Source organism: Flavobacterium sp. N502540, assembly GCF_025947365.1.
In the GTDB taxonomy this organism is placed as follows: domain Bacteria; phylum Bacteroidota; class Bacteroidia; order Flavobacteriales; family Flavobacteriaceae; genus Flavobacterium.
This window is the reverse complement of record NZ_CP110012.1, coordinates 2037981-2057920: the sequence shown is the minus strand read 5'-3', so window position 1 is coordinate 2057920 and position 19940 is coordinate 2037981. Positions and strand designations below refer to the sequence as shown.

The following is a 19940-nucleotide window of genomic DNA, read 5'->3' as shown; positions in this document are numbered from 1 at the left end:
TAAAAGTTTAAACTTATGAATAGTATTTTAAAGATTAACAAAGCGGCTTTTTCAGGAGGAATTCTATTTTTAACACCTTTAATTTTATTAGCGACACTTTTAGAAAAAGGATTTAATATTGTTCACAAAATCACTGTTCACTACACGAAAGTAAAGTTTTTAGCATTGGTTATTGAAGAGGTTGCTGTCATTGTCTTTATCTGCTCTGCAACCGGATCACAACTTTTCCTTTTCGACTCCTGATGCTACAAATTCACCGGGAGTCTGTCTATGTTTTGCAGAAGGAGAACCTAAAAACAAGTCTAGAATTAAAACCTGAAACCAAACTCAAAAAATGTTAAGCAGACAGCACAAACTTTTAGTAATGAAAATTGTTAGTTTGTTCTCCGTAGTGAGAGGCTATAACATCCCGATTATTGTTTTGGCTCAATACTTATCCTCTATTTTTATACTGGCACCGGAAAAAAGAGCACTGGATATTTTGCTGGATTTCAATTTATTTTTAATCGTTTTTGCTTCCGCAATCACTATTGCTTCGGGTTATATTATCAATAATTTCTACGACAGTCAAAAAGATTTAATCAACAGACCTAACAAATCAATGTTAGACAGATTAGTCAGCCAAAAAACAAAACTATCTGTTTATTTTACACTCAACTTCATTGCGGCCTTAATGGCGCTGATTGTTTCCTGGCGTGCTTTTCTATTCTTTTCGGCATACATTTTCCTCATTTGGTTCTACTCTCATAAAATAAAAAAATATCCTATTGTTGGTAATCTCTGTGCGGCCTTCCTGGCAGTAGTTCCATTCTTTGCTATTCTGTTATATTTCTATAATAAAATTTCATTTGAAGAAATCGAGAATCACATGAGTCATTTCATGGTTATTTCATCTCATGCGGTTTTCTTGTTTTTATTGTTGCTCATCCGGGAAATGATAAAAGATCTGGAGAATCTTAAAGGTGATTTAGCTAACAATTACAGGACAATCCCAATACTTTACAACGAAACGGTTTCCAAACAAATCATTACAGTTTTAACGATCCTGACAGTGGTTCCGGTTTATATTTTAATCAACATTTACGATGTGGGTTATATGGACATTTACTTTTATGTCTGTTTTGGCATATTGCTGTTTTTCCTGATTTATTTATGGAAATCAAACTCTAAGGAACAATTTTTACTATTACACAATATTTTAAAATTCCTGATTGTTTCGGGAGTATTTTGCATCGTATTAATTAATCCAGCCGTCTTATGGCATGGGAAAAATTTATTACTAAAATCTTAACGGTGTAATAGCTCATTTTTGCCCTTTGTTTTGCTTTCACAGTGCAAAATCTCCATAGTGTAACTTTCAAAATGCTTAAAAAAAGACAATTGTAACACTCTTATAACTCTAAAAAACAACAGCTATCAATCTAAGAACAATGAACTTAGGATTATTTAGCAAGAATAAACTATCTTTGCACAAATTACAGAATTTATGAACAATAAGGAAGGCAATAATAAAAGAGGCGGTTCGAGACCAAATAGCTCAAGACCAAACTCTAACAAGCCAAAACCTCCTATGGCAAAACGTGCTCAAGGGCCGAAAAAGGTGAAACCTGCTGTGAAGGCTGCCGAAGAAGAAAAGGCGCAGAAAATTAAAAAACAGAATCAGGCTCCAAAAAGACAAAAAGCTTCAGACGAAATTCGTTTAAACAAATACATCTCAAATTCAGGTGTTTGTTCTCGTCGTGATGCCGATATATACATTCAGTCCGGAAATGTTAAAGTAAATGGAGTTCCGGTAACTGAAATGGGTTATTTAGTAAAATTAAATGATGTTGTAAATTTCGACGGTGTTACTTTGACTCCTGAAAAGAAAGAATACATCTTATTAAACAAACCTAAAAACTTTACCACTGCTCTTGACGAGGGTCAGGAATATCGTAATGTTTTAGAGTTAGTTCGTGGTTCTACAACGGCAAAAATTGCTCCGATTGGAAGAATGGACAAAAACACAACCGGTTTATTGCTGTTTACTAACGACACAGACATGATTCGTAAATTTACTTTACCAAATCAAAAATCATCTAAAATTTACCAGGTTTCTTTGGATAAAAACTTGAAATTTGAAGATTTAGAAAAAATAAGTAAAGGCTTAGTTCTTGACGGACACCGGGTTTTCGTAGAAGAAATCAGTTATATTGAAAAAGAAGCAAAAAGTGAAGTAGGTCTTAAATTACGTTCTTCGAATGTAAAAGTAGTACGTGCTATTTTCGAAAACTTTGACTATGATGTATTACGTATTGACCGTGTATCGTTTGCAGGTTTAACTAAAAAGAATTTACCGAGAGGTAACTGGCGTTTTTTAACTGACCAAGAAGTTATCAACTTGAAAAACGTATAAGAAACTACTCAAATTGATTTAAATATAAATCCTGTTTTACACTGTAAGACGGGATTTTTTTATTTAGAAGCTGAAAAAGTTATGACCGAATAAAGTAAAAATAGATCTTCCTATAGATTGGTTTTTTTCTTCTACCGTTTCGTAACAGGAAAAACCGAGGATAATTTTGATTCCGGGAGGAATACTGTTTAAAATATCTCTTTTTTGATCTTCTAAAAGCAATTTTAAACTCTCTAATATTTGGATATTATTCTTAAGATAAGAGACGACTAATAAGGCAGAAAAATTAAGAATTTCTCGGGCTGTTTCACTTTTGATTCCAACTTCATTAGAAATCATTTCAGAAATCCTGCCTTTTTTATTGGTAAATATTTCTTTCAGCAAACTATTCCCTTCTAATCGATAACAATCATCAACTGATAAAATACGTCCTGATGTAAAATCGACTTCCTGATAGAAAGTAGAATCGTCCTGCATCATTGAAGTAATTCCCTTGTAAAAATCCAACTCCTCCGCCCTGTTATACAACCCCATTAAAACCGTACCTATCGAAACATCAATTCCTTTAATTAAAAGTGCATCATTTTCAAAATAAAACTTGTTCAACTTTGAAACAACATTAGAAGAAATAAAACGTCTAAGTTCAATTTGTAGGTTAGGAGTCATATTTAACTTGTTTGAAATTATTTAAATCCGTTAAAAATAATCGACGAAGTGAGGCTTTTTATCGTTTATCAGGATAAAAATATAAAATATTCTAACATTTCCAAAAAATAAGTTAAATGATGAATTGTAGCTTAAACAGTTGTTAAACATAAAAATTCCGAACCTCCAGTAAACATAACCCATTCGTTATCAAAACAAACAAAAATGGTTTGAAAAAAAAATACCTTTTTTTTGATAAAAAATGAAAAAATAAGAAAATGCTTAAGGATAAATACGCTATTTAAAACAGTAATAAGCGATTTTGCCAGACAATGCTAATAAAAATACCCAGGAAAATAATGCAGCATAAAAAATTCACGAAACTCGAAGCCAAAAAACCTAAAACGGATCCTGTTGCCGCTTTCAGTGCTCTTTGATGATTGGTCGAATCATAAATTAATTCTCCAACGAAAGCCCCTACAAAAGGCCCAATAATAACTCCAAAAGGAATAGGAGCAATAATACCTACAATTAAACCAATGTTAGTTCCCCATACGCCATACGAACTCCCTCCAAATTTTTTAGTCCCTTTTGCCGGAATGATATAATCAAGAATCGTAATTACAATCGTTAGTAAAAGTGTAATACCTAAAGCCCAATAATTGTTTTCAACTGCTTTGGTCAGGTACAGCAGTAACAACCCCACCCAGCAAGATGACAATCCGGGTAATACAGGCAGAAAACTACCAAAAATCCCAACAATCATGCATATAAATCCAAGCAACAACAATAGTAAATCCATGTCTATTTTTTTGTAAATTTGATCTGCAAACTTTCTAAAGGAACAAATTAATGCGTCAATTTTTGCAATTTATCTCCTGTAGTTTTTTGATCCTTGTCATCAATAGCAATTTGCATGCCCAAACTAAAACTCTCTCAATCGACGACAGACTTCTGCAAGACAGTATTTATAAAAGTAATAAGAAAAAAGTGCTCAACTTTTCGATGAAAGATTTTAATATTTTATTTTTCGAATATTTTAATCGAAAAAATGATCCAAATATTGTATTAAACAAAACGGAGTACTACAATTACACTGTTCGAATTGCTACTTTCTCTGACCGGCTAGCTTCTTTATATCCTGAAGAAAAAGAAGTTGCAGCAAAAAACAAAGAAAAATGGCTGTCGGAAAATTATGAAGATTATTTGCAATTCAAAGCTTCTCAAAAAAAATAATTGTATTTTTATATTCTAATTTATTTATTCAATCCAACATCAAAGTCTTGAAGAAGTTTTTCCTTTTATTTGTAATTCTGTTTTTCCATTCTTGTCAATATTTTGAGAAGAAGGTTCCGTCTGAAAAAGAGTTGCTTCAAAAAGAACTAAAATCGATTAACTGGAAAGAAGTTGATGAGTTTCCATCTGTTGCCAATTGCGAAAAAATTACCGATAAAAAGCAACGTCAACAATGCTTTTTTGAGGTAATGGCACAACTTATTCAGGAAAAACTGGATATTGACACCCTTTCCATACTCTATCCCGAACTAGACACCATCGAAGTGAAAGTGACCGTTTTTCCAAACTCAACAATGAAATTCGAACCTCAATTTCCTAAAGATTCTGTTGCCTACGACACTATTAAAATCGATAGCATTCTACATGCCCGCCTAGTCGATTTCCCTAAAGTAAATCCGGCACTTAAACGTGGAATTCCGGTAAAAACACAATTTATCTTACCTGTTATTCTCAAGGCAAAAGAAAAAAAATAGGTATTTCTCGTTTATACAGGAGAGATTCTATTTCGTGAACTTTCTTCCTTTCCATTCATAAGAACCAAATAAGCTGTACAAAGCCACAGCCGAACTGAAAAAAGGATACAACAAACTACTTAAGAACAAACTTTTTATTTTGTCTTTCACTAAAAAACAATTCGTAGCATAGAGCAAGATAAAATCGATTGTAAATTTTGAAAAAGCCAGCAAAACAAAGCAATAATAAGGCAACATCGAAAAAAGCACAGAACAAAACCCTATTACAAAACTCAAATTTCCTAAGAAAACAATAAGCCCTAATAGCTTTCCAAAACTGCTTTGATAGGAACTTGTTTTGGCTGCCCAACGAACCCTTTGATAAAATAAGGTCTTCCAGTCTTCTGTTGGTTTTGTGCTTACAATTGCGTCTGTCGATTTTAAATAGTGAGCTTCATCAGGAAATAAACCAACCGCTTTTTGCAGTAAAAACACATCATCTCCACTGGCGATTTTGCTATTCCCTTCAAATCCATTTAAATCTTCAAACAGCAATTTAGTGTAAGCAAAATTGGCTCCGTTGCACATAAAAGCTCTTTGAAGTCCAAAACTTCCAATAGTAGCACCTTGCAGACTCGTTAAATCCAATTGCTGAAAATGGTGCAAAAAAGAGTTCTCACATTCGTACGTTACCGCTCCTGCCAGCATCGAAACCTTATTTTGCTGAATGTAATTATCGAAGGTTAACAACCAATTCTCAGGCACCAGGCAATCGGCATCTGTAGTAACAACCCAATCTGTTTTCACCAATTGCATAGCAGTCGAGATAGCATCTTTTTTGGGAGAATTCGAAATCCGAAGATTGTCAATTTGCGAAATTTGAAATGTAAAATGTGAGATTTGAAATTTCTCCTTAGAATTATCATCTACCAAAATAACTTCAAACAAATCATTAGGGTAATTCAGTTTTGAAAAACTTTCTAAAAGGTTAGGCAAGTTCTCTTCTTCATCCCGAAACGGAACTATAATTGTAAAGCTTGTTTGAGGTTTCAAATCTGCATTTTGGTACTTTTTTACTTTAAAAAAACCATAAACAAGCAAACCAATGGTAATCAGATAGATAGCTAATACAGTAAACAAAATCCAAATCATTCTGTAGTTTTGGTTTTAAAATTCAAAACGTAATAAGCACCTATAACGACCGGCAAAACCACATTAAGAAACCACATCAGTGTACTGATAAAAACTACAATCCACTCGTTTACCCCTAAAATTCCAAAGAAATAAATCGCAACACTTCCTTTTACCGCAAAATCCAGAAACTGAAAAGTAGGCAGTGACGAAGCCAAAAAGTAAACTACAGCAATAGTAGCAATTAGCGTAAGGTAAGGCAAATCGACATCAAAAGCCAAAAACAAGAAGTAGTACTGATGCGAAAAAACCAGATACCGCAAAATCCCTAGAAGAATATTTTTGCGATGAATTGGTTTCGGGATTTCGTTAATTTTATGTATTAATTTCTCTATTGAATATCCTTTAATTTTTATTTTCTTCACGGAAAACAAAACAACCAACAGCAACACAAACCCCCCAAATAAAACAGCAACTGTTTGCGTTGTAATGATCTCATGTTTGACATTGAAATACAGCAATCCAAAAATCCCGAAAATCACCGTTAAGATCATCTGGATTCCGTTGCAGATCAGGTTTAAGAAAATTACTTTCTTTGCCTCTGATTTCGGATAATACAAGGCTTTTCCGGCGTACTCTCCCACTCCGTTTGGCGTGAAAATTCCGGCTGTTAAAGCTGCCAGCACTTGTTTAGTCGCTTCTCCCAAAGAAATTTCATGAATTACCTTAGCCAGATTTTGCCATTTCAGAATTTCGAAATAACGGTTCAAAACACTCAAAAGTAATATAAACCCAATTCCTAATACGGACTGATTTTTACGAAACAATACAATAAATTTCTGCCAGTCCAATTGATCATTGTTCGCCAACTGATTATAAATAAAGTAAAATGCACCACCTACAATCAAAAGTTTGATTAGAAGAACAAGGAATTGCTTAGCTTTGTGAGGAATTGAAATCATGTCACAAAAGTAATCAATTTGAAAATGTGGCAATTTGAAAATTGGAAAATGAAATGTTAGAATCAGGAAATAAAAAACGAAATTTAATTAGCTCGCTGGTAAATCATCATTTTTGCATAGAAAACGTAACAAAAAGTTCAATATTAGAGGTTTTAAAAGCATCCAGTACCAAGGTTGTAGAATTTGATGAAAAATTCGATTGGTCATTTTTATCTGATGAAAGTTCAAGCAAAACCACAAAACCATTTATGTTATTTGACCAAATTAATGAATGGAGTTATCTAATATGGAATGTTTGGGATTTTGAAGAAACAAAGCAAATGACATTATTTCTTTCGAAAGAGCTTAATACAAAAGTTTATTATTTTTTCGTTGATCCCTGGATTGCCACTTGCAGATGGGTTTTAGCAGATAACGGAACTCTTTTGACATCCTATTATGAAAGTCATGGTACAATTTTAAATAACGAAGACAATTCTGAAACCGAAAATATATTAAAACAAGAAGATGATTTCGAAGATAAGTTTTGGAAATTATACAACAGTATCTGTCAATCAATAGAAATACTGAATAAAGAACAAAATGTAATACTAACAAAGGGATATCTAAGATGATAAACTTTGAACGTGAAACATCAAACCTGAAACAAAAAAACTTGACAAAAGAACGCATCATATTAGGTATTGACCCCGGAACCACAATCATGGGTTTTGGATTAATTAAAGTCACCAATAAAAAAATGGAATTTCTGCAGCTTAACGAACTGCAATTATCCAAATACGACAATCATTACCAAAAATTAAAAATCATATTTGAGCGTACTATCGAACTAATAGAAACGCACCATCCGGACGAAATTGCAATTGAAGCTCCTTTCTTTGGCAAAAACGTTCAATCGATGCTGAAATTAGGGCGTGCACAGGGTGTTGCAATGGCAGCGGGACTCTCGAGAGGGATTCCGATCACTGAATACGAACCCAAAAAGATCAAAATGGCGATTACCGGAAACGGAAATGCCAGCAAAGAACAGGTAGCAAAAATGCTCCAGCAGCTTCTTGGACTAAAAGAATTACCCAAAAACCTCGACTCAACAGATGGTCTTGCGGCTGCCGTTTGTCATCATTTTAATTCCAGTAAAGTTATTGCCGGTAAAAGTTATTCGGGTTGGGATGCTTTTGTGAAACAGAATGAAGAACGAGTTAAAAAATAAGTGATCAGTGATCAACTTTTTAGTGTTCAGTTTTTTAAACAATAAATAATACCGGATGACATTTCAAGATTTATTAGCTTATAAAAAATCTTTTTCTTTAGCAATGAAAATATTTGAAATTTCAAAATCATTTCCAAAAGAAGAGATATACTCATTGACCGATCAAATTAGACGCTCTTCACGAAGTGTTCCTGTAACTATTGCTGAGGCATATCGAAAGAGGATTTATCCTAAGCACTTTTACAGCAAGTTAACTGACTCTGATGGAGAAAATTCAGAAACACAAGTTTGGTTGGAATTTGCTTTTGCCTGTAAATATATTTCTAGCGATCTATACAAAGAACTCCTCTCTGAGAGTACTGAAATAGGAAAACTAATTAACTATATGCTTCTAAATCCTGAAAAATTTGGAGTTAAAAAAGAGTAAGCAGTATTCATCTGCTTAATACTCATCTTTTAAAGTTAAAAACCTGAACACTGAAAATCTGAACACTGAATACTATAAATGAGCGGCATCTACATCCATATCCCTTTTTGCAAGCAGGCTTGTCACTATTGCGACTTTCATTTTTCGACTTCAATGAAAAAGAAAGACGAGATGGTTTTGGCTTTAGCCAAAGAAATTATCCTGCGAAAAAATGAATTGAACCTTACGGACTCTGCTCGAAGTGACAATCAAATAGAGACTATATATTTTGGTGGCGGCACCCCATCCGTTTTAAGTAATGATGAGATAAACTTTTTAATAGAGACCGTTTACAAGAATTACAATGTTGCAGAGAATCCGGAGATCACGCTCGAAGCCAATCCCGATGATTTATCTCCTGAGCGTATTCTGGAATTATCTAAAAGCCCTATAAACCGTTTAAGCATTGGAATTCAGTCTTTTTATGAAGACGATTTAAAGATGATGAATCGTGCTCATAATTCGGTGGAAGCCAAAAAATGTTTAGAAGAAGCAACAAAATATTTCGATAATATTTCACTCGATCTGATTTACGGAATCCCCGGTCTGACTGACGAAATGTGGAAACAAAATATCGAAACCGCTTTAAGCTTCGGGATTCCACATATTTCGAGTTATGCTTTGACAGTGGAGCCCAAAACAGCTTTAAAAAAACTAATTGACACCGGTAAAATTGCAGAACCACAAGACGAAGCAGCTTCCAATCATTTTATGATTCTGGTTGATATACTTCAGAAAAATGGTTTTATTCACTACGAATTATCCAATTTTGGAAAGGAAGGTTACTTCTCCAAAAACAATTCGGCATATTGGCTGGGCAAAAAATACATTGGAATTGGACCATCGGCTCATAGTTTTGACGGCCACAAAAGAGGCTGGAATGTAGCGAATAACGCTTTGTATCTAAAAGCAATTCAGCATGATGAACTTCCTATTGAAACGGAAATTCTGACTGTTTCAGATCGTTATAATGAATATATTATGACCGGGCTACGAACCATTTGGGGCGTTTCTCTGGAAAGAATTGAAAACGAATTCGGATCGGAATATTTGAATTATTTACTAAAACAATCTCAAAAATTCTTAACCGATGATTTGCTTTCAATTGAAAACAACATTCTTAGACCAACTTTAAAAGGAAAATTTTTAACAGATGGAATAGCAAGTGATTTGTTTTATTTAAATTTGGAAGAATAAAAATTGAACGCTGATAAAACGGATGCAAGCAACGCTGATAAAAATCCGCAAAAATCCGCGTTAGAATATCTGTAAAATCCGTGTTCCATTATGCTAGCACTTATTGAAGGTAAATATCAAATCGACTTATCAAAACCCATCGATATTTCAATTCCGTTAACCAATACAGACGACAACCCGATTGCCTGGTACATCGAAAAACCGGTCATTGAACCAGTCGTTTTTGGTGATTGGATTGGGAAGGTATCTGAAGGGAAATCATCTACTAATTTCAATAATATTTTCTTCAACCCTCACGGGCATGGAACGCATACGGAGTGTTTGGGACATATTACGAATGACTTTTTCAGTATCAATCAGTGCTTAAAGCAATTTTTCTTTACTGCCCAACTGATTACAGTTGAGCCTGAAAAAATGGGTGATGATTTAGTAATTACAAAAGAACACATTTCGACTTCGCTCAATGTGACAAATACTTCGACTTCGCTCAATGGGACACATACTCCAACTTCGCTCAATGGGACAAATGAATCGTCTTCGCCCATCAAAACAATTGAGGCTTTAATTATTAGAACACTTCCAAATCAAAAGGATAAAAAATCAACAAAATATTCCAATACCAATCCGCCCTATTTATCAGAAGAAGCGGCAATTTTCATCCGTGAAAGCGAAATTCAGCATTTATTAATTGACTTACCAAGTGTTGACAGAGAACATGATGAGGGAAAATTACTGGCACACAAGGCGTTTTGGAATGTAAAAGACACCCACAATCTAAATTCCGACGCACGATTAAGCGCAACCATTACCGAAATGATTTTTGTTTCGGATGAAATCGAAGATGGAGCCTATATACTAAATCTCCAGATTGCTTCGTTTGAAAATGATGCAAGTCCAAGCAAACCAATATTATTTAAGATTTCAAATCTTACAACGTAAAGGCTTAAATATAAAATCGATCCTCTAAAATGATAACAGTCTCAACAGATAAGAGCAAACTTGATGTTCCGTTTATTCAAAATTTCCTGAAGGACATTTACTGGGCTGCCGGAAGAACTATCGAAGAGGTGCAAACAACGATAGATGCTTCGGTTTGTTTTGGCATTTACCTTAATGACAAACAAATTGGTTTTGCAAGAGTCATTACAGATTATGTTGTTTTTGGCTATGTAATGGATGTTTTTATTACCGAAGAACAACGTGGCAAAGGATATTCGTCTGTTTTGATAGAACACATGATGAACGATCCACAGCTCAAAAACATTCAGATTTGGAGATTAGCCACCACTGATGCTCACTTTTTATATGAGAAATTTGGTTTTAGTGCTTTACAACATCCCGAAAAAATGATGGAAAAGAAAATATCATGAAAACAATACTCAAACTTGAAGAACTGGGAATGTTTATTCTAGGAATCTATTTATTTAGCCTTTTAAATTATCAGTGGTGGTGGTTTTTAGTCTTCATTCTGGCTCCTGATTTTTCTATGATGGGTTATGCATTTAATTCCAAAATTGGTGCTTTATCCTACAACCTCTTCCACCATAAAGGAATTGCAATAATAATTTATATCTTAGGTTGTTATTTAAAAATAGAATATATCCAACTTATCGGAACTATTCTGTTCTCCCATGCTGCAATGGATCGTTTTTTTGGTTATGGTTTGAAATATCAAAAAGGTTTTAAGTATACACATTTAGGTGAAATTGGTAAATAAAAAATAATATGAATCTGGAAACGTACTACGAATATTGTCTTTCAAAAAAAGGAGTTAGCGAGCACTTCCCTTTTGACGAGGACACTTTGGTTTTTAAAGTTGGCGGAAAAATGTTCGCATTATCCTCCTTATCACAATGGGAAAAAAACGAACCCTCGGTTAACTTAAAATGTGATCCCGAGCGTGCTCAGGAACTAAGAGCCGAATATGAAGAAATCAAACCCGGATTTCATATGAGCAAAGTGCACTGGAATACGATCGCTCTCAACGGAAGTTTACCAACCGCTTTCCTTAAAGAATTGATCGATCATTCGTATGAATTGGTTTTCAAAAGTTTGACAAAGAAAATTCAGAATGAAATTATCGAATTAGAAAATTAGGCATTACATTTGCAGCATAAGACCAAAAAACTAGCAACTCAGTTACCATGTAACTTAGCAACTTATCAATCATGAAAGAACAATTTAAAAAATTTCTGAACGAAGAACAAGACCCTAAAGCGATTGAAAAAATTACTTCGAAGCTCAATGATTTATTGATGAAAAACGAAGAAATCGGGTACATTGCGGTTCAAAAAAAACCTGCAATTACTGTTTTTCCGGATAGCATAATCTTAACCAACAAACGTATCATTATCTGCAAACCTAAAAACTTAGGTTTATCAATGGATTTTACAGATTACACCTGGGATGATATAACAAGCACTTTTGTAAAAGAAAATATTTTAGGTTCTGAATTCTCATTTGGCACCAAAACTGATCTGACCATCTCAATCGATTATATTCCGAAAACTCAGGCCAGAAAAATTTATACTTATGCGAAAGAGCAATTGGATTTATTAAAAAATCCTGCTGCTTCTGAGACTCCAATAACTGAAGCAACACCAATCGTTGAAGATGATTTTGAAGACGACGTAGAAGAAGTTGAAACAGAAGAAGTAACCAGTTTTGCCGAAATTTTACCTGCTGCCGCTACTCCTTATGAAACTTTTGAACCTATTCAACCCGCTCCAACTTCTACAGGAGAACGTAAATTAAGCGACTTATCCAAAGAAGAACTTTTTGATAAACTGCAGAATTATAAAAAACTGCTTGACAATGGTTTAATCATGCAAGGGGAATATGATACCTATAAGAAAGAGATTTTAAGCTATATGTAATTTAGTCTTAAAGTCTAAAGTAATAAAACCTTAATGCTTTTGTCTGTATAAAACAAAAAAGCCGGAATAGAGATTCTATTCCGGCTTTTTTACTTTATGACTTTCGACTTTACGGCTTACAAAGTAGCTTTCTGTTTCTCCACAAAACTATGCGATTGCAGCTCCAGTAACTCTTTTGCATTTTTACGCTGTAAATCAAAAAGGCCTCGGTCTCCGGCAATATCAGCATATACTTTATCGTGCATTTGGGCACTGGTTTTTACCAATAATTCACGCTGGTATTTATTCTGTTCCAAAGTCGCTTTCATAGCTGTTTCGGCTTCTTCCTGTTTGAAATCAAACTCCCCTTTTGGAGCTAATAATTTCGCTATAATTGGAGATGTTTCAATTGCCAGAAACAACAGCATGATAAAAAATGAAGGAAGCCAAGGCAACTTATTCAAGGCATTAATGCGCGCCATTAGTCCGTCAAAGCCTTCAATGATTGGCTGTGTCTGTGTGACTTTTTTATCCAAATCAGCCTGTAATTGTTTTCCCGTTTTTTCTTTCTCGGCAATTTTGGCTTCGTTAGTAGTTTTTAAAACTGCAAGCTCTTTTAAAGCCGCATCATGTTTATCTCGTTTTTCTTTATAAACCGGTCCTTTCCCCAGTTTCTTCGTTCCCGAAGTCCCTTCAGCTTCTGTGATATAAGTAGAGTACAAAGCATTTACTTCTTTTTCTTTTGTCAGAATATCATTTTTCAAAGCGGCAATCTCAGCCTTGTTTTTATCTAAATCTGATTTGAAATAATGGCCTACCTGTTTTTTATTCGCCAATTCCATCTCATTTTTTTCTTTCAATAAAACGGTATTGATTTCTTTTTCGAAAATTTTAATTTCCAGAGGTTTCGAAATTACAATTGCTATAATAATGGCCAATATAATTCTGGGAGTCGCCTGAATAAATTCATCCATAAAACGATCTCTTTTTTTAATCGTCGAAACGATAAATCGATCCAGATTAAAGATGAGCAAGCCCCAGACAAATCCAAAAGCTAAGGCCGGATAAAGAGAGTCAAAAACGGTAAAAAGCGCATAAGCACTGGCCAGAAAAGCCATAACGGCAGTAAAAAAAACGGTGGCGCCAATACCAACATATTTGGTTTGTTCGCCATTTGAACAGCCTTCGAGCAGATCCCGATCGGCTCCGGAGCAAAGGATAAAAAATTGTTTTAACATGATTGATGATTTTTGATTGATGATTATTTCGTCAGTCCGCCCTTCGGGCTCCTGTGATAGGGCAAATTTAGCGCCAAAAAATTAAATTCTAAGTTAAATAGTTCATTTCTTTTAAGTTGGGTTCTTAAAAAACATTTCTCATTTAAATGTTATTTCAACATTAATCTATTTTTAATGTAAATAATGAATCATAACACTATGTTAATTTTTTTCAAGGCCTTTAATAACATTCAGGCTCTAGTTTCGCAGCAAATCAAACTAAAACACAAATGAAAAAAATTTATTTAGTAATTACACTTCTGTTTTTAGCCTTGTCAGGTTATGCTCAAAAGGCTATAATTTCAGGAAAAGTGCTGGATACAGATGACAAACTTCCTTTACCGGGAGCAATGATTCAGATTGTAGGCGAGAACAAATATACTGTTACAGATTACAATGGTCATTTTGAATTGCTTAGCATAAATGCAGGAACCTACCAGTTACAGGTAAAATATATTGGATACACGGCTCTCACAAAAGAAATTACAGTGGAACAGGGTAAAAACAACGTAATTGATTTTGCACTTAAAACTTCGGGAACTGAATTGAACGAAGTTGTGGTCGGAGATATCTTAAAAGGTCAGGCAAAAGCCCTGAACCAACAAAAAAACAACAAAAACATTGGAAACGTAATCTCTTCTGACCAAATGGGGCATTTTCCGGATGCCAACGTTGGGGATGCCTTAAAACGTGTTCCGGGAATCACCATGCAAAACGATCAGGGTGAAGCCCGTAACATCATTATCCGTGGACTTGCTCCTTCACTGAACTCTGTTACCTTAAATGGAGATCGTATTCCATCAGCAGAAGGAGATAATAGAAATGTACAAATGGATTTGATTCCATCTGATATGATTTCGACAATTGAAGTCAATAAAACCTTAACTTCCGATATGGATGCAGATGCTATTGGAGGTTCTGTAAACCTGATCACAAGAGCTACACCAAATGGAGAGAGAATTTCAGCAACATTGGCCGGAGGTTATCTGCCAATTCGTGAACATGCCTCTTATACAGCCGGATTGGTTTATGGAAATCGTTTTCTCGACAATAAACTGGGAGCAGTTTTCAGTGGATCTTATAACAATGTGAATTACGGATCTGATAATATTGAGAACGAATGGGTAAAAGATAAATTCGGAAATGAATACTTGCAGGCATCTGAGATTAGAAAATACGATGTACAGCGTATTCGCCGCAGCGGATCTGTGGCATTAGATTACAAATTTGATGAAAATAACACCATTTTTGCCAATGCTATTTACAACTGGAGAGACGATAGAGAGAATCGTTTCAGAACTACTTACGATGATATTCAGCCCATTTATAATGGTGGACAAATTACAGCTTTTAAAGGCCGTGTAAAACGTCAAACCAAGGGCGGATCTGACAATAATCGTAATAAAAACAGCCGATTAGAAGACCAGCGTGTTCAGAATTACTCGATTCGTGGAGAACATTTAATCCACTCTAAACTCGATTTAGACTGGTCGGCCAACTATGCAAAAGCCAGAGAATACCGTCCGGAAGAACGTTATATCGAATACCGTCAGAAAGGTTTGGACTTAACGCAGAATCTATCTGATATCGAATTTCCATTAATCGCAACGACCGGAGAGTCTCTGGACAAATTCAAGTTCCAAACGGCTACCGAAAATACAAATGAAACCAGCGAAAGTGAATTTGGAGCAAAAATTAATATCCGTTTCCCTTTTACTATAATACCATCTCAAAAAGGTAGATTAAGAACCGGACTCCGACTTCGATTGAAAGAAAAAGAAAGAAACAACAATTTCTTTGCCTACACACCAATCAATACTGATATGGCTTTACTGTCGCAAATTCCAAACAGTCTCTATGACGGTCAAAACTTTAATCCGGGTAGTAAATATGTTCCGGGTAGTTTTGCTTCGGCTAATTTCTTAGGAAGTTTAGATTTAAACAACGCTGCGTTATTCAATAAAAAAGCAGATCCATCAGAATTCTTAGCAGTAAATTTTAATGCCAAAGAAAACATTTATGCTGCTTATGTAAGATGGGATCAGGATTTTAACGATAAACTCTCCATAGTTTTAGGTTTTCGAGTAGAAAACACTCATATTGATTATACCGGAAACCGTGTTTTGGATGAAGAAAAATTAGAAAGTCAAATCAATACGACCAACTCTTACACTAATTTACTGCCAAGCATCTCATTCCAATACAACGCTACCAAAGATTTAGTTTTAAGAGCTGCCGCTACAACCGCTTTGGCCAGACCGGACTATTATGCTCTGGCTCCGTATGTAAACAATATCGCTGCCGAAAAAGAAATTACAGCCGGAAATCCGGATCTTGACGCCACTTACTCGTACAATTATGATTTCATGGCCGAAAACTATTTCAAGTCTGTCGGATTAATTTCAGGAGGCGTTTTCTATAAAAAACTGGAAAATTTCATTTACAATTATAGCGACAACCAATACACTGCTTCAAAATTTGCTGCTGATTTCCCAAACCAAGCAAATCCAATTCCGGCAGGTGAAAACTGGTCGTTTTTACAATCCAGAAACGGAGATACCGTTGATGTTTATGGCTTTGAAGTCGCTTTTCAGCGTCAGTTGGATTTCCTTCCGGGGAAATTCCTTAAAGGATTTGGTATTTATCTGAACTACACCTACACCAAATCTAAAGCAAAAGGAATCGCCGATGAAGAAGGTAATGAAAGAAATAATATCAGTCTTCCGGGAACCACTCCGCATATGTTTAACGGTTCTTTATCGTGGGAAAATAAACGTTTCTCTGCCAGAGTTTCAACCAATTTCACTTCGGATTATTTAGATGAATTGGGTTCAGAATCTTATAAAGACAGTTACTATGACAAACAATTTTTCTTAGATGCCAATGCATCTTTCAAAATCACACCTAAACTTCGCCTTTTTGCTGAAGCTAATAATTTAACCAATCAGCCATTGCGTTACTATCAGGGAGTTAAAACACATACCAAACAGGCAGAGTACTATCAGGCCCGATACAATTTTGGTTTGAAACTTGACTTGTAATCCTCTAATTATAAAATCCTTACATTAGACAGAACTTAACAGCTCTGTCTAATGGTATTAAAATGAAATCCATAATGAAAAATAAAACGATACTCGCCTTTATACTTTTAAGTACTTTATTCATCGCTTGTAAAGAGGATAAACTGGCACCCGTAGCTGCAAATGCTGTAAAACCAACCGTTGTTACTGAAGCCCTGCCTCACGATACAGATGATCCTGCGATCTGGATGCACCCAACAGATTCTTCGAAAAGCATTATTATCGGAACGGATAAAGATACAGACGGTGCTTTGTACGCTTTTGATTTAAAAGGAAAAATCATTGCAAAATCTGAAGTGCTAAAACGCCCAAACAATGTTGATATCGCTTACGGCTTAATCGTAGATGGAAAAAAAGTTGATATTGCTGTTACTACAGAACGTGAATCAAACAAAATAAGAATCTTTAGTTTACCTGATTTAAAAGCAATTGACAATGGTGGAATCGCTGTTTTCGAGGGTGAAGAATTACGTGATCCAATGGGAATTGCTTTGTACACCCGAAAAACGGATGGCAAAATCTTTGCTATTACAGGTAGAAAATCAGGACCATCGGGAAGTTACTTATGGCAATATGAGCTTACAGGAAATGGAAAATTTGCTACAGCAAAAGTCGTTCGGAAGTTTGGTGCCTACAGCGGTAAGAAAGAAATCGAGGCTATTGCAGTAGATAATGAATTAGGAACTGTTTTGTATTGTGATGAACAATTCGGAATCAGAAAATACAAAGCCGATCCTGCCCTAAATGACAACAAAGAGCTGACCGTTTTCGGAAAAACAGGATTTAAAGGGGATAATGAAGGAATCGCGATTTACAAGAAAACAGATTCTACCGGATACATTCTGGTCTCCAACCAGCAAGCGAACACTTTTATGGTGTACCCGAGAGAAGGAGCAAATGGCAATCCGAATAGCTACCCGCTTTTAGCAGAAATTCCAACATCGACTATTGAATGTGATGGTGCCGATGTTACCAGCATCAATCTAGCCGGAAGCTTTAAAAATGGCCTTTTCGTAGCGATGAGCAACGGGATGACCTTTCACTACTATGCCTGGAATTTGATACAGAAACGTATTGATGAGAAGAAATAAGTTGGCAGTCGCAGTTAGCAGTCGCAGTCGCAGTCGCAGTTTCTTAACTGTGACTGAAAACTGAGACTGAGACTGAGACTAAACTGAAGACTGAAGACTGAGACCGAATACCAAACAAAAAAGCTGTTCATAACGAACAGCTTTTTTTAGTTTGAATTAGTAATCTTCCTTATTCTATGATCGGTGCGCCAGCCAAAATTTCGGCATTAGCAAATTCTTCAAATTTCGCGAAATTAGCTTTAAATTTCTGAGCCAATTCAACTGCTTTTTTGTCGTACAACTCAGGATCTTCCCAAGTATTTCTAGGATCTAAAATTTCATTTGGAACATTTGGACAAGTTTCAGGCTGTGCAATTCCAAATACTTTATGATTTTTAAAGTTTACGTTATCCAATTCTCCGTTTAAGGCAGCGGTAATCATGGCACGAGTGTATTTCAACTTCATACGGCTTCCAGTTCCGTAAGGACCACCTGTCCAACCTGTATTGATCAACCAAACTGTTACGTTAGCTTCTTCCATTTTTTTAGTTAGCATTTCTGCGTAACGTGTTGGATGTAACGGCATGAATGGTGCTCCAAAACAAGCTGAGAAATTAGGCTGAGGCTCTGTAACCCCTGCTTCTGTTCCGGCAACTTTAGCTGTATATCCTGAGATAAAATAGTAAGCAGCCTGTCCAGGAGTCAGTTTTGATATTGGAGGCAAAATTCCGAAAGAATCTGCGGTTAAGAAAAATATATTCTTAGGATTATGTCCAATAGAACCTGGCTGAATATTATCGATATGAGTAATTGGGTAACTTACACGTGTATTTTGAGTGATCGAAACATCATCATAATCTACCTCGTTTGTTCCCGGTTTGAAAACCACATTTTCTAAAAGCGCTCCTTTTTTGATCGCTCTGAAAATGTCTGGTTCGTTTTCTTCTGTAAGGTTAATTACTTTTGCATAACATCCACCTTCAAAGTTGAAAACTGTATTTTCTGCAGTCCAGCCGTGTTCATCGTCTCCGATTAACTTACGTTGCGGATCTGCTGATAAAGTAGTTTTTCCTGTTCCTGATAATCCGAAGAAAATTGCAGTATCTCCTTTTTCACCAACATTCGCACTACAGTGCATTGGTAAAGTATTTTTGAAAACCGGCAAGATGAAGTTTAATGCAGAGAAAATCCCCTTTTTCATTTCTCCTGTATACCCTGTTCCTCCAATAAGTGCGATCTTTTTAGTAAAATCTAAAATAGCAAAATTAGACTGACGCGTTCCGTCTACAGCAGGATCTGCCATAAAACCCGGAGCACAAACTACAGTCCATTCCGGAGTAAAATTAGTCAATTCTGACTCTTCCGGTCTTAAAAACATATTGTAACAAAACAAATTAGACCATGCTGTTTCAGTAACAACACGAACATTTAATCTGTAATTAGCATCAGAACAAACATAAGAATCGCGAACAAAAACTTCTTTATTTGATAAATACTGTGTTACCTTATTGTATAATCTTTCAAAAGCATCCGGTTCAAAAGAAATGTTTACATTTCCCCACCAAACCTGATCTCCGGTAATACTATCTTTTACAATATAACGATCCTGAGGAGAACGTCCTGTAAATTCGCCCGTATTAATTGCCAATGCTCCCGTGGAGTTCTCAACACCTTGACCTGATTGCAAAGTGATCGCATGTAATTCATCTGCAGATAGTTGATATCGAACCTTTGCATTTTCAATTCCTAATTCTTTCAGCGAAATCGATTGCGTGAAAACTGTGTGACTGTCCATAAATTTTTAGTTGTGTGTGATGTTTAAGAGAATGCAAAATTATATAATTTATTATTAAACCTTTAAAAAAATTTAAATTTCACTTTTATTTATGCTAATTAGTTAAAAT

General features: G+C 35.2%; 22 protein-coding genes. 16 read left to right on the top strand and 6 right to left on the bottom strand.

Annotated elements, in window-relative coordinates; genetic code table 11:
- The first annotated feature begins 15 nt into the window (after positions 1 to 15).
- The 3 genes from OLM58_RS09105 (at position 16) to OLM58_RS09095 (ending at position 2395) form a co-directional block, all read left to right on the top strand.
- Positions 16 to 243, top strand: coding sequence for a hypothetical protein (locus OLM58_RS09105; RefSeq protein WP_264532033.1), 228 nt, complete (start codon positions 16 to 18; stop codon positions 241 to 243).
- Between the two features lie 91 nt (positions 244 to 334).
- Positions 335 to 1291, top strand: a complete 957-nt coding sequence (locus OLM58_RS09100; RefSeq protein ID WP_017494757.1) for a geranylgeranylglycerol-phosphate geranylgeranyltransferase — start codon at positions 335 to 337, stop codon at positions 1289 to 1291.
- Between the two features lie 195 nt (positions 1292 to 1486).
- Positions 1487 to 2395, top strand: a complete 909-nt coding sequence (locus tag OLM58_RS09095) for a pseudouridine synthase (RefSeq protein ID WP_017494756.1) — start codon at positions 1487 to 1489, stop codon at positions 2393 to 2395.
- A 63-nt stretch (positions 2396 to 2458) separates the two neighbouring features.
- Here the strand turns inward: OLM58_RS09095 and OLM58_RS09090 are convergent, their stop codons facing one another.
- Both OLM58_RS09090 and OLM58_RS09085 read right to left on the bottom strand, forming a co-directional pair.
- The gene (locus tag OLM58_RS09090; protein WP_264532032.1) at positions 2459 to 3061 is read right to left on the bottom strand and encodes a DUF937 domain-containing protein; all 603 of its coding nucleotides are present in this window, start codon (positions 3059 to 3061) and stop codon (positions 2459 to 2461) included.
- 280 nt (positions 3062 to 3341) lie between these two features.
- On the bottom strand, positions 3342 to 3842 hold the full coding sequence (locus OLM58_RS09085) for a DUF456 domain-containing protein (RefSeq protein WP_264532031.1): 501 nt from the start codon (positions 3840 to 3842) through the stop codon (positions 3342 to 3344).
- Positions 3843 to 3892: 50 nt separating this feature from the next.
- Between OLM58_RS09085 and OLM58_RS09080 the strand changes: the two genes are divergently transcribed.
- Together OLM58_RS09080 and OLM58_RS09075 are read left to right on the top strand one after the other, a co-directional pair.
- Positions 3893 to 4276, top strand: a complete 384-nt coding sequence (locus OLM58_RS09080) for a hypothetical protein (RefSeq protein ID WP_264532030.1) — start codon at positions 3893 to 3895, stop codon at positions 4274 to 4276.
- A 47-nt stretch (positions 4277 to 4323) separates the two neighbouring features.
- Complete coding sequence (locus OLM58_RS09075) at positions 4324 to 4809, top strand: hypothetical protein (protein WP_017494752.1); 486 nt, start codon at positions 4324 to 4326, stop codon at positions 4807 to 4809.
- A 27-nt stretch (positions 4810 to 4836) separates the two neighbouring features.
- Here OLM58_RS09075 and OLM58_RS09070 read toward each other — a convergent pair whose 3' ends face one another.
- Positions 4837 to 5940 (bottom strand): glycosyltransferase family 2 protein, encoded by a 1104-nt coding sequence (locus OLM58_RS09070; RefSeq protein WP_264532029.1) that lies wholly within the window; start codon positions 5938 to 5940, stop codon positions 4837 to 4839.
- Positions 5937 to 6881, bottom strand: coding sequence for a lysylphosphatidylglycerol synthase domain-containing protein (locus OLM58_RS09065; protein WP_264532028.1), 945 nt, complete (start codon positions 6879 to 6881; stop codon positions 5937 to 5939). The genes OLM58_RS09070 and OLM58_RS09065 overlap by 4 nt, the downstream gene beginning before the upstream one ends.
- Positions 6882 to 6934: 53 nt before the next feature.
- Between OLM58_RS09065 and OLM58_RS09060 the strand changes: the two genes are divergently transcribed.
- From OLM58_RS09060 to OLM58_RS09020, 9 genes are all read left to right on the top strand, one after another.
- The gene (locus OLM58_RS09060) at positions 6935 to 7495 is read left to right on the top strand and encodes a hypothetical protein (RefSeq protein WP_264532027.1); all 561 of its coding nucleotides are present in this window, start codon (positions 6935 to 6937) and stop codon (positions 7493 to 7495) included.
- Between the two features lie 41 nt (positions 7496 to 7536).
- Complete coding sequence (gene ruvC / locus OLM58_RS09055; RefSeq protein WP_264532435.1) at positions 7537 to 8091, top strand: crossover junction endodeoxyribonuclease RuvC; 555 nt, start codon at positions 7537 to 7539, stop codon at positions 8089 to 8091.
- Positions 8092 to 8146: 55 nt separating this feature from the next.
- Positions 8147 to 8518 carry a four helix bundle protein gene (locus OLM58_RS09050; RefSeq protein WP_070906016.1) on the top strand — a complete coding sequence of 124 codons (372 nt, stop codon included), beginning with the start codon at positions 8147 to 8149 and terminating at the stop codon, positions 8516 to 8518.
- 78 nt (positions 8519 to 8596) lie between these two features.
- On the top strand, positions 8597 to 9754 hold the full coding sequence (gene hemW, locus OLM58_RS09045; RefSeq protein WP_264532026.1) for a radical SAM family heme chaperone HemW: 1158 nt from the start codon (positions 8597 to 8599) through the stop codon (positions 9752 to 9754).
- Between the two features lie 90 nt (positions 9755 to 9844).
- Positions 9845 to 10693 (top strand): cyclase family protein, encoded by an 849-nt coding sequence (locus OLM58_RS09040; protein ID WP_264532025.1) that lies wholly within the window; start codon positions 9845 to 9847, stop codon positions 10691 to 10693.
- A gap of 29 nt (positions 10694 to 10722) precedes the next feature.
- A complete protein-coding gene (locus OLM58_RS09035) occupies positions 10723 to 11124 on the top strand; it encodes a GNAT family N-acetyltransferase (protein WP_017494745.1) in 402 nt (133 codons plus the stop codon).
- Complete coding sequence (locus tag OLM58_RS09030; protein WP_264532024.1) at positions 11121 to 11471, top strand: DUF4260 domain-containing protein; 351 nt, start codon at positions 11121 to 11123, stop codon at positions 11469 to 11471. Before OLM58_RS09035 ends, OLM58_RS09030 begins: the two co-directional genes overlap by 4 nt.
- Before the next feature lie 8 nt (positions 11472 to 11479).
- Positions 11480 to 11851 (top strand): MmcQ/YjbR family DNA-binding protein, encoded by a 372-nt coding sequence (locus OLM58_RS09025; protein WP_017494743.1) that lies wholly within the window; start codon positions 11480 to 11482, stop codon positions 11849 to 11851.
- 71 nt (positions 11852 to 11922) lie between these two features.
- Positions 11923 to 12630 (top strand): PH domain-containing protein, encoded by a 708-nt coding sequence (locus OLM58_RS09020; RefSeq protein WP_089076786.1) that lies wholly within the window; start codon positions 11923 to 11925, stop codon positions 12628 to 12630.
- A gap of 116 nt (positions 12631 to 12746) precedes the next feature.
- On the opposite strand, the gene OLM58_RS09015 is transcribed toward OLM58_RS09020, so the two are convergent.
- The gene (locus OLM58_RS09015; RefSeq protein ID WP_264532023.1) at positions 12747 to 13847 is read right to left on the bottom strand and encodes a DUF4407 domain-containing protein; all 1101 of its coding nucleotides are present in this window, start codon (positions 13845 to 13847) and stop codon (positions 12747 to 12749) included.
- A 269-nt stretch (positions 13848 to 14116) separates the two neighbouring features.
- Here OLM58_RS09015 and OLM58_RS09010 point away from each other — a divergent pair, with 269 nt between their 5' ends.
- Both OLM58_RS09010 and OLM58_RS09005 read left to right on the top strand, forming a co-directional pair.
- Positions 14117 to 16927 carry a TonB-dependent receptor gene (locus OLM58_RS09010; RefSeq protein WP_264532022.1) on the top strand — a complete coding sequence of 937 codons (2811 nt, stop codon included), beginning with the start codon at positions 14117 to 14119 and terminating at the stop codon, positions 16925 to 16927.
- A 74-nt stretch (positions 16928 to 17001) separates the two neighbouring features.
- Positions 17002 to 18057 (top strand): phytase, encoded by a 1056-nt coding sequence (locus tag OLM58_RS09005; protein WP_264532021.1) that lies wholly within the window; start codon positions 17002 to 17004, stop codon positions 18055 to 18057.
- A gap of 169 nt (positions 18058 to 18226) precedes the next feature.
- Here the strand turns inward: OLM58_RS09005 and pckA are convergent, their stop codons facing one another.
- Entirely contained in the window at positions 18227 to 19831 is a 1605-nt protein-coding gene (pckA, locus tag OLM58_RS09000) for a phosphoenolpyruvate carboxykinase (ATP) (protein WP_017494739.1), read from the bottom strand.
- Between the last annotated feature and the right edge of the window lie 109 nt (positions 19832 to 19940).

Excerpts from the sequence above, each read along its gene's own strand:
- OLM58_RS09105 (WP_264532033.1), top strand. The coding sequence starts at position 16 with ATGAATAGTATTTTAAAGATTAACAAAGCGGCTTTTTCAGGAGGAATT.
- OLM58_RS09100 (WP_017494757.1), top strand. The coding sequence starts at position 335 with ATGTTAAGCAGACAGCACAAACTTTTAGTAATGAAAATTGTTAGTTTG.
- OLM58_RS09095 (WP_017494756.1), top strand. The coding sequence starts at position 1,487 with ATGAACAATAAGGAAGGCAATAATAAAAGAGGCGGTTCGAGACCAAAT.
- OLM58_RS09090 (WP_264532032.1), bottom strand. The coding sequence starts at position 3,061 with ATGACTCCTAACCTACAAATTGAACTTAGACGTTTTATTTCTTCTAAT.
- OLM58_RS09085 (WP_264532031.1), bottom strand. The coding sequence starts at position 3,842 with ATGGATTTACTATTGTTGTTGCTTGGATTTATATGCATGATTGTTGGG.
- OLM58_RS09080 (WP_264532030.1), top strand. The coding sequence starts at position 3,893 with ATGCGTCAATTTTTGCAATTTATCTCCTGTAGTTTTTTGATCCTTGTC.
- OLM58_RS09070 (WP_264532029.1), bottom strand. The coding sequence starts at position 5,940 with ATGATTTGGATTTTGTTTACTGTATTAGCTATCTATCTGATTACCATT.
- OLM58_RS09065 (WP_264532028.1), bottom strand. The coding sequence starts at position 6,881 with ATGATTTCAATTCCTCACAAAGCTAAGCAATTCCTTGTTCTTCTAATC.
- OLM58_RS09060 (WP_264532027.1), top strand. The coding sequence starts at position 6,935 with ATGTTAGAATCAGGAAATAAAAAACGAAATTTAATTAGCTCGCTGGTA.
- OLM58_RS09050 (WP_070906016.1), top strand. The coding sequence starts at position 8,147 with ATGACATTTCAAGATTTATTAGCTTATAAAAAATCTTTTTCTTTAGCA.
- hemW (WP_264532026.1), top strand. The coding sequence starts at position 8,597 with ATGAGCGGCATCTACATCCATATCCCTTTTTGCAAGCAGGCTTGTCAC.
- OLM58_RS09040 (WP_264532025.1), top strand. The coding sequence starts at position 9,845 with ATGCTAGCACTTATTGAAGGTAAATATCAAATCGACTTATCAAAACCC.
- OLM58_RS09035 (WP_017494745.1), top strand. The coding sequence starts at position 10,723 with ATGATAACAGTCTCAACAGATAAGAGCAAACTTGATGTTCCGTTTATT.
- OLM58_RS09030 (WP_264532024.1), top strand. The coding sequence starts at position 11,121 with ATGAAAACAATACTCAAACTTGAAGAACTGGGAATGTTTATTCTAGGA.
- OLM58_RS09025 (WP_017494743.1), top strand. The coding sequence starts at position 11,480 with ATGAATCTGGAAACGTACTACGAATATTGTCTTTCAAAAAAAGGAGTT.
- OLM58_RS09020 (WP_089076786.1), top strand. The coding sequence starts at position 11,923 with ATGAAAGAACAATTTAAAAAATTTCTGAACGAAGAACAAGACCCTAAA.
- OLM58_RS09015 (WP_264532023.1), bottom strand. The coding sequence starts at position 13,847 with ATGTTAAAACAATTTTTTATCCTTTGCTCCGGAGCCGATCGGGATCTG.
- OLM58_RS09010 (WP_264532022.1), top strand. The coding sequence starts at position 14,117 with ATGAAAAAAATTTATTTAGTAATTACACTTCTGTTTTTAGCCTTGTCA.
- OLM58_RS09005 (WP_264532021.1), top strand. The coding sequence starts at position 17,002 with ATGAAAAATAAAACGATACTCGCCTTTATACTTTTAAGTACTTTATTC.
- pckA (WP_017494739.1), bottom strand. The coding sequence starts at position 19,831 with ATGGACAGTCACACAGTTTTCACGCAATCGATTTCGCTGAAAGAATTA.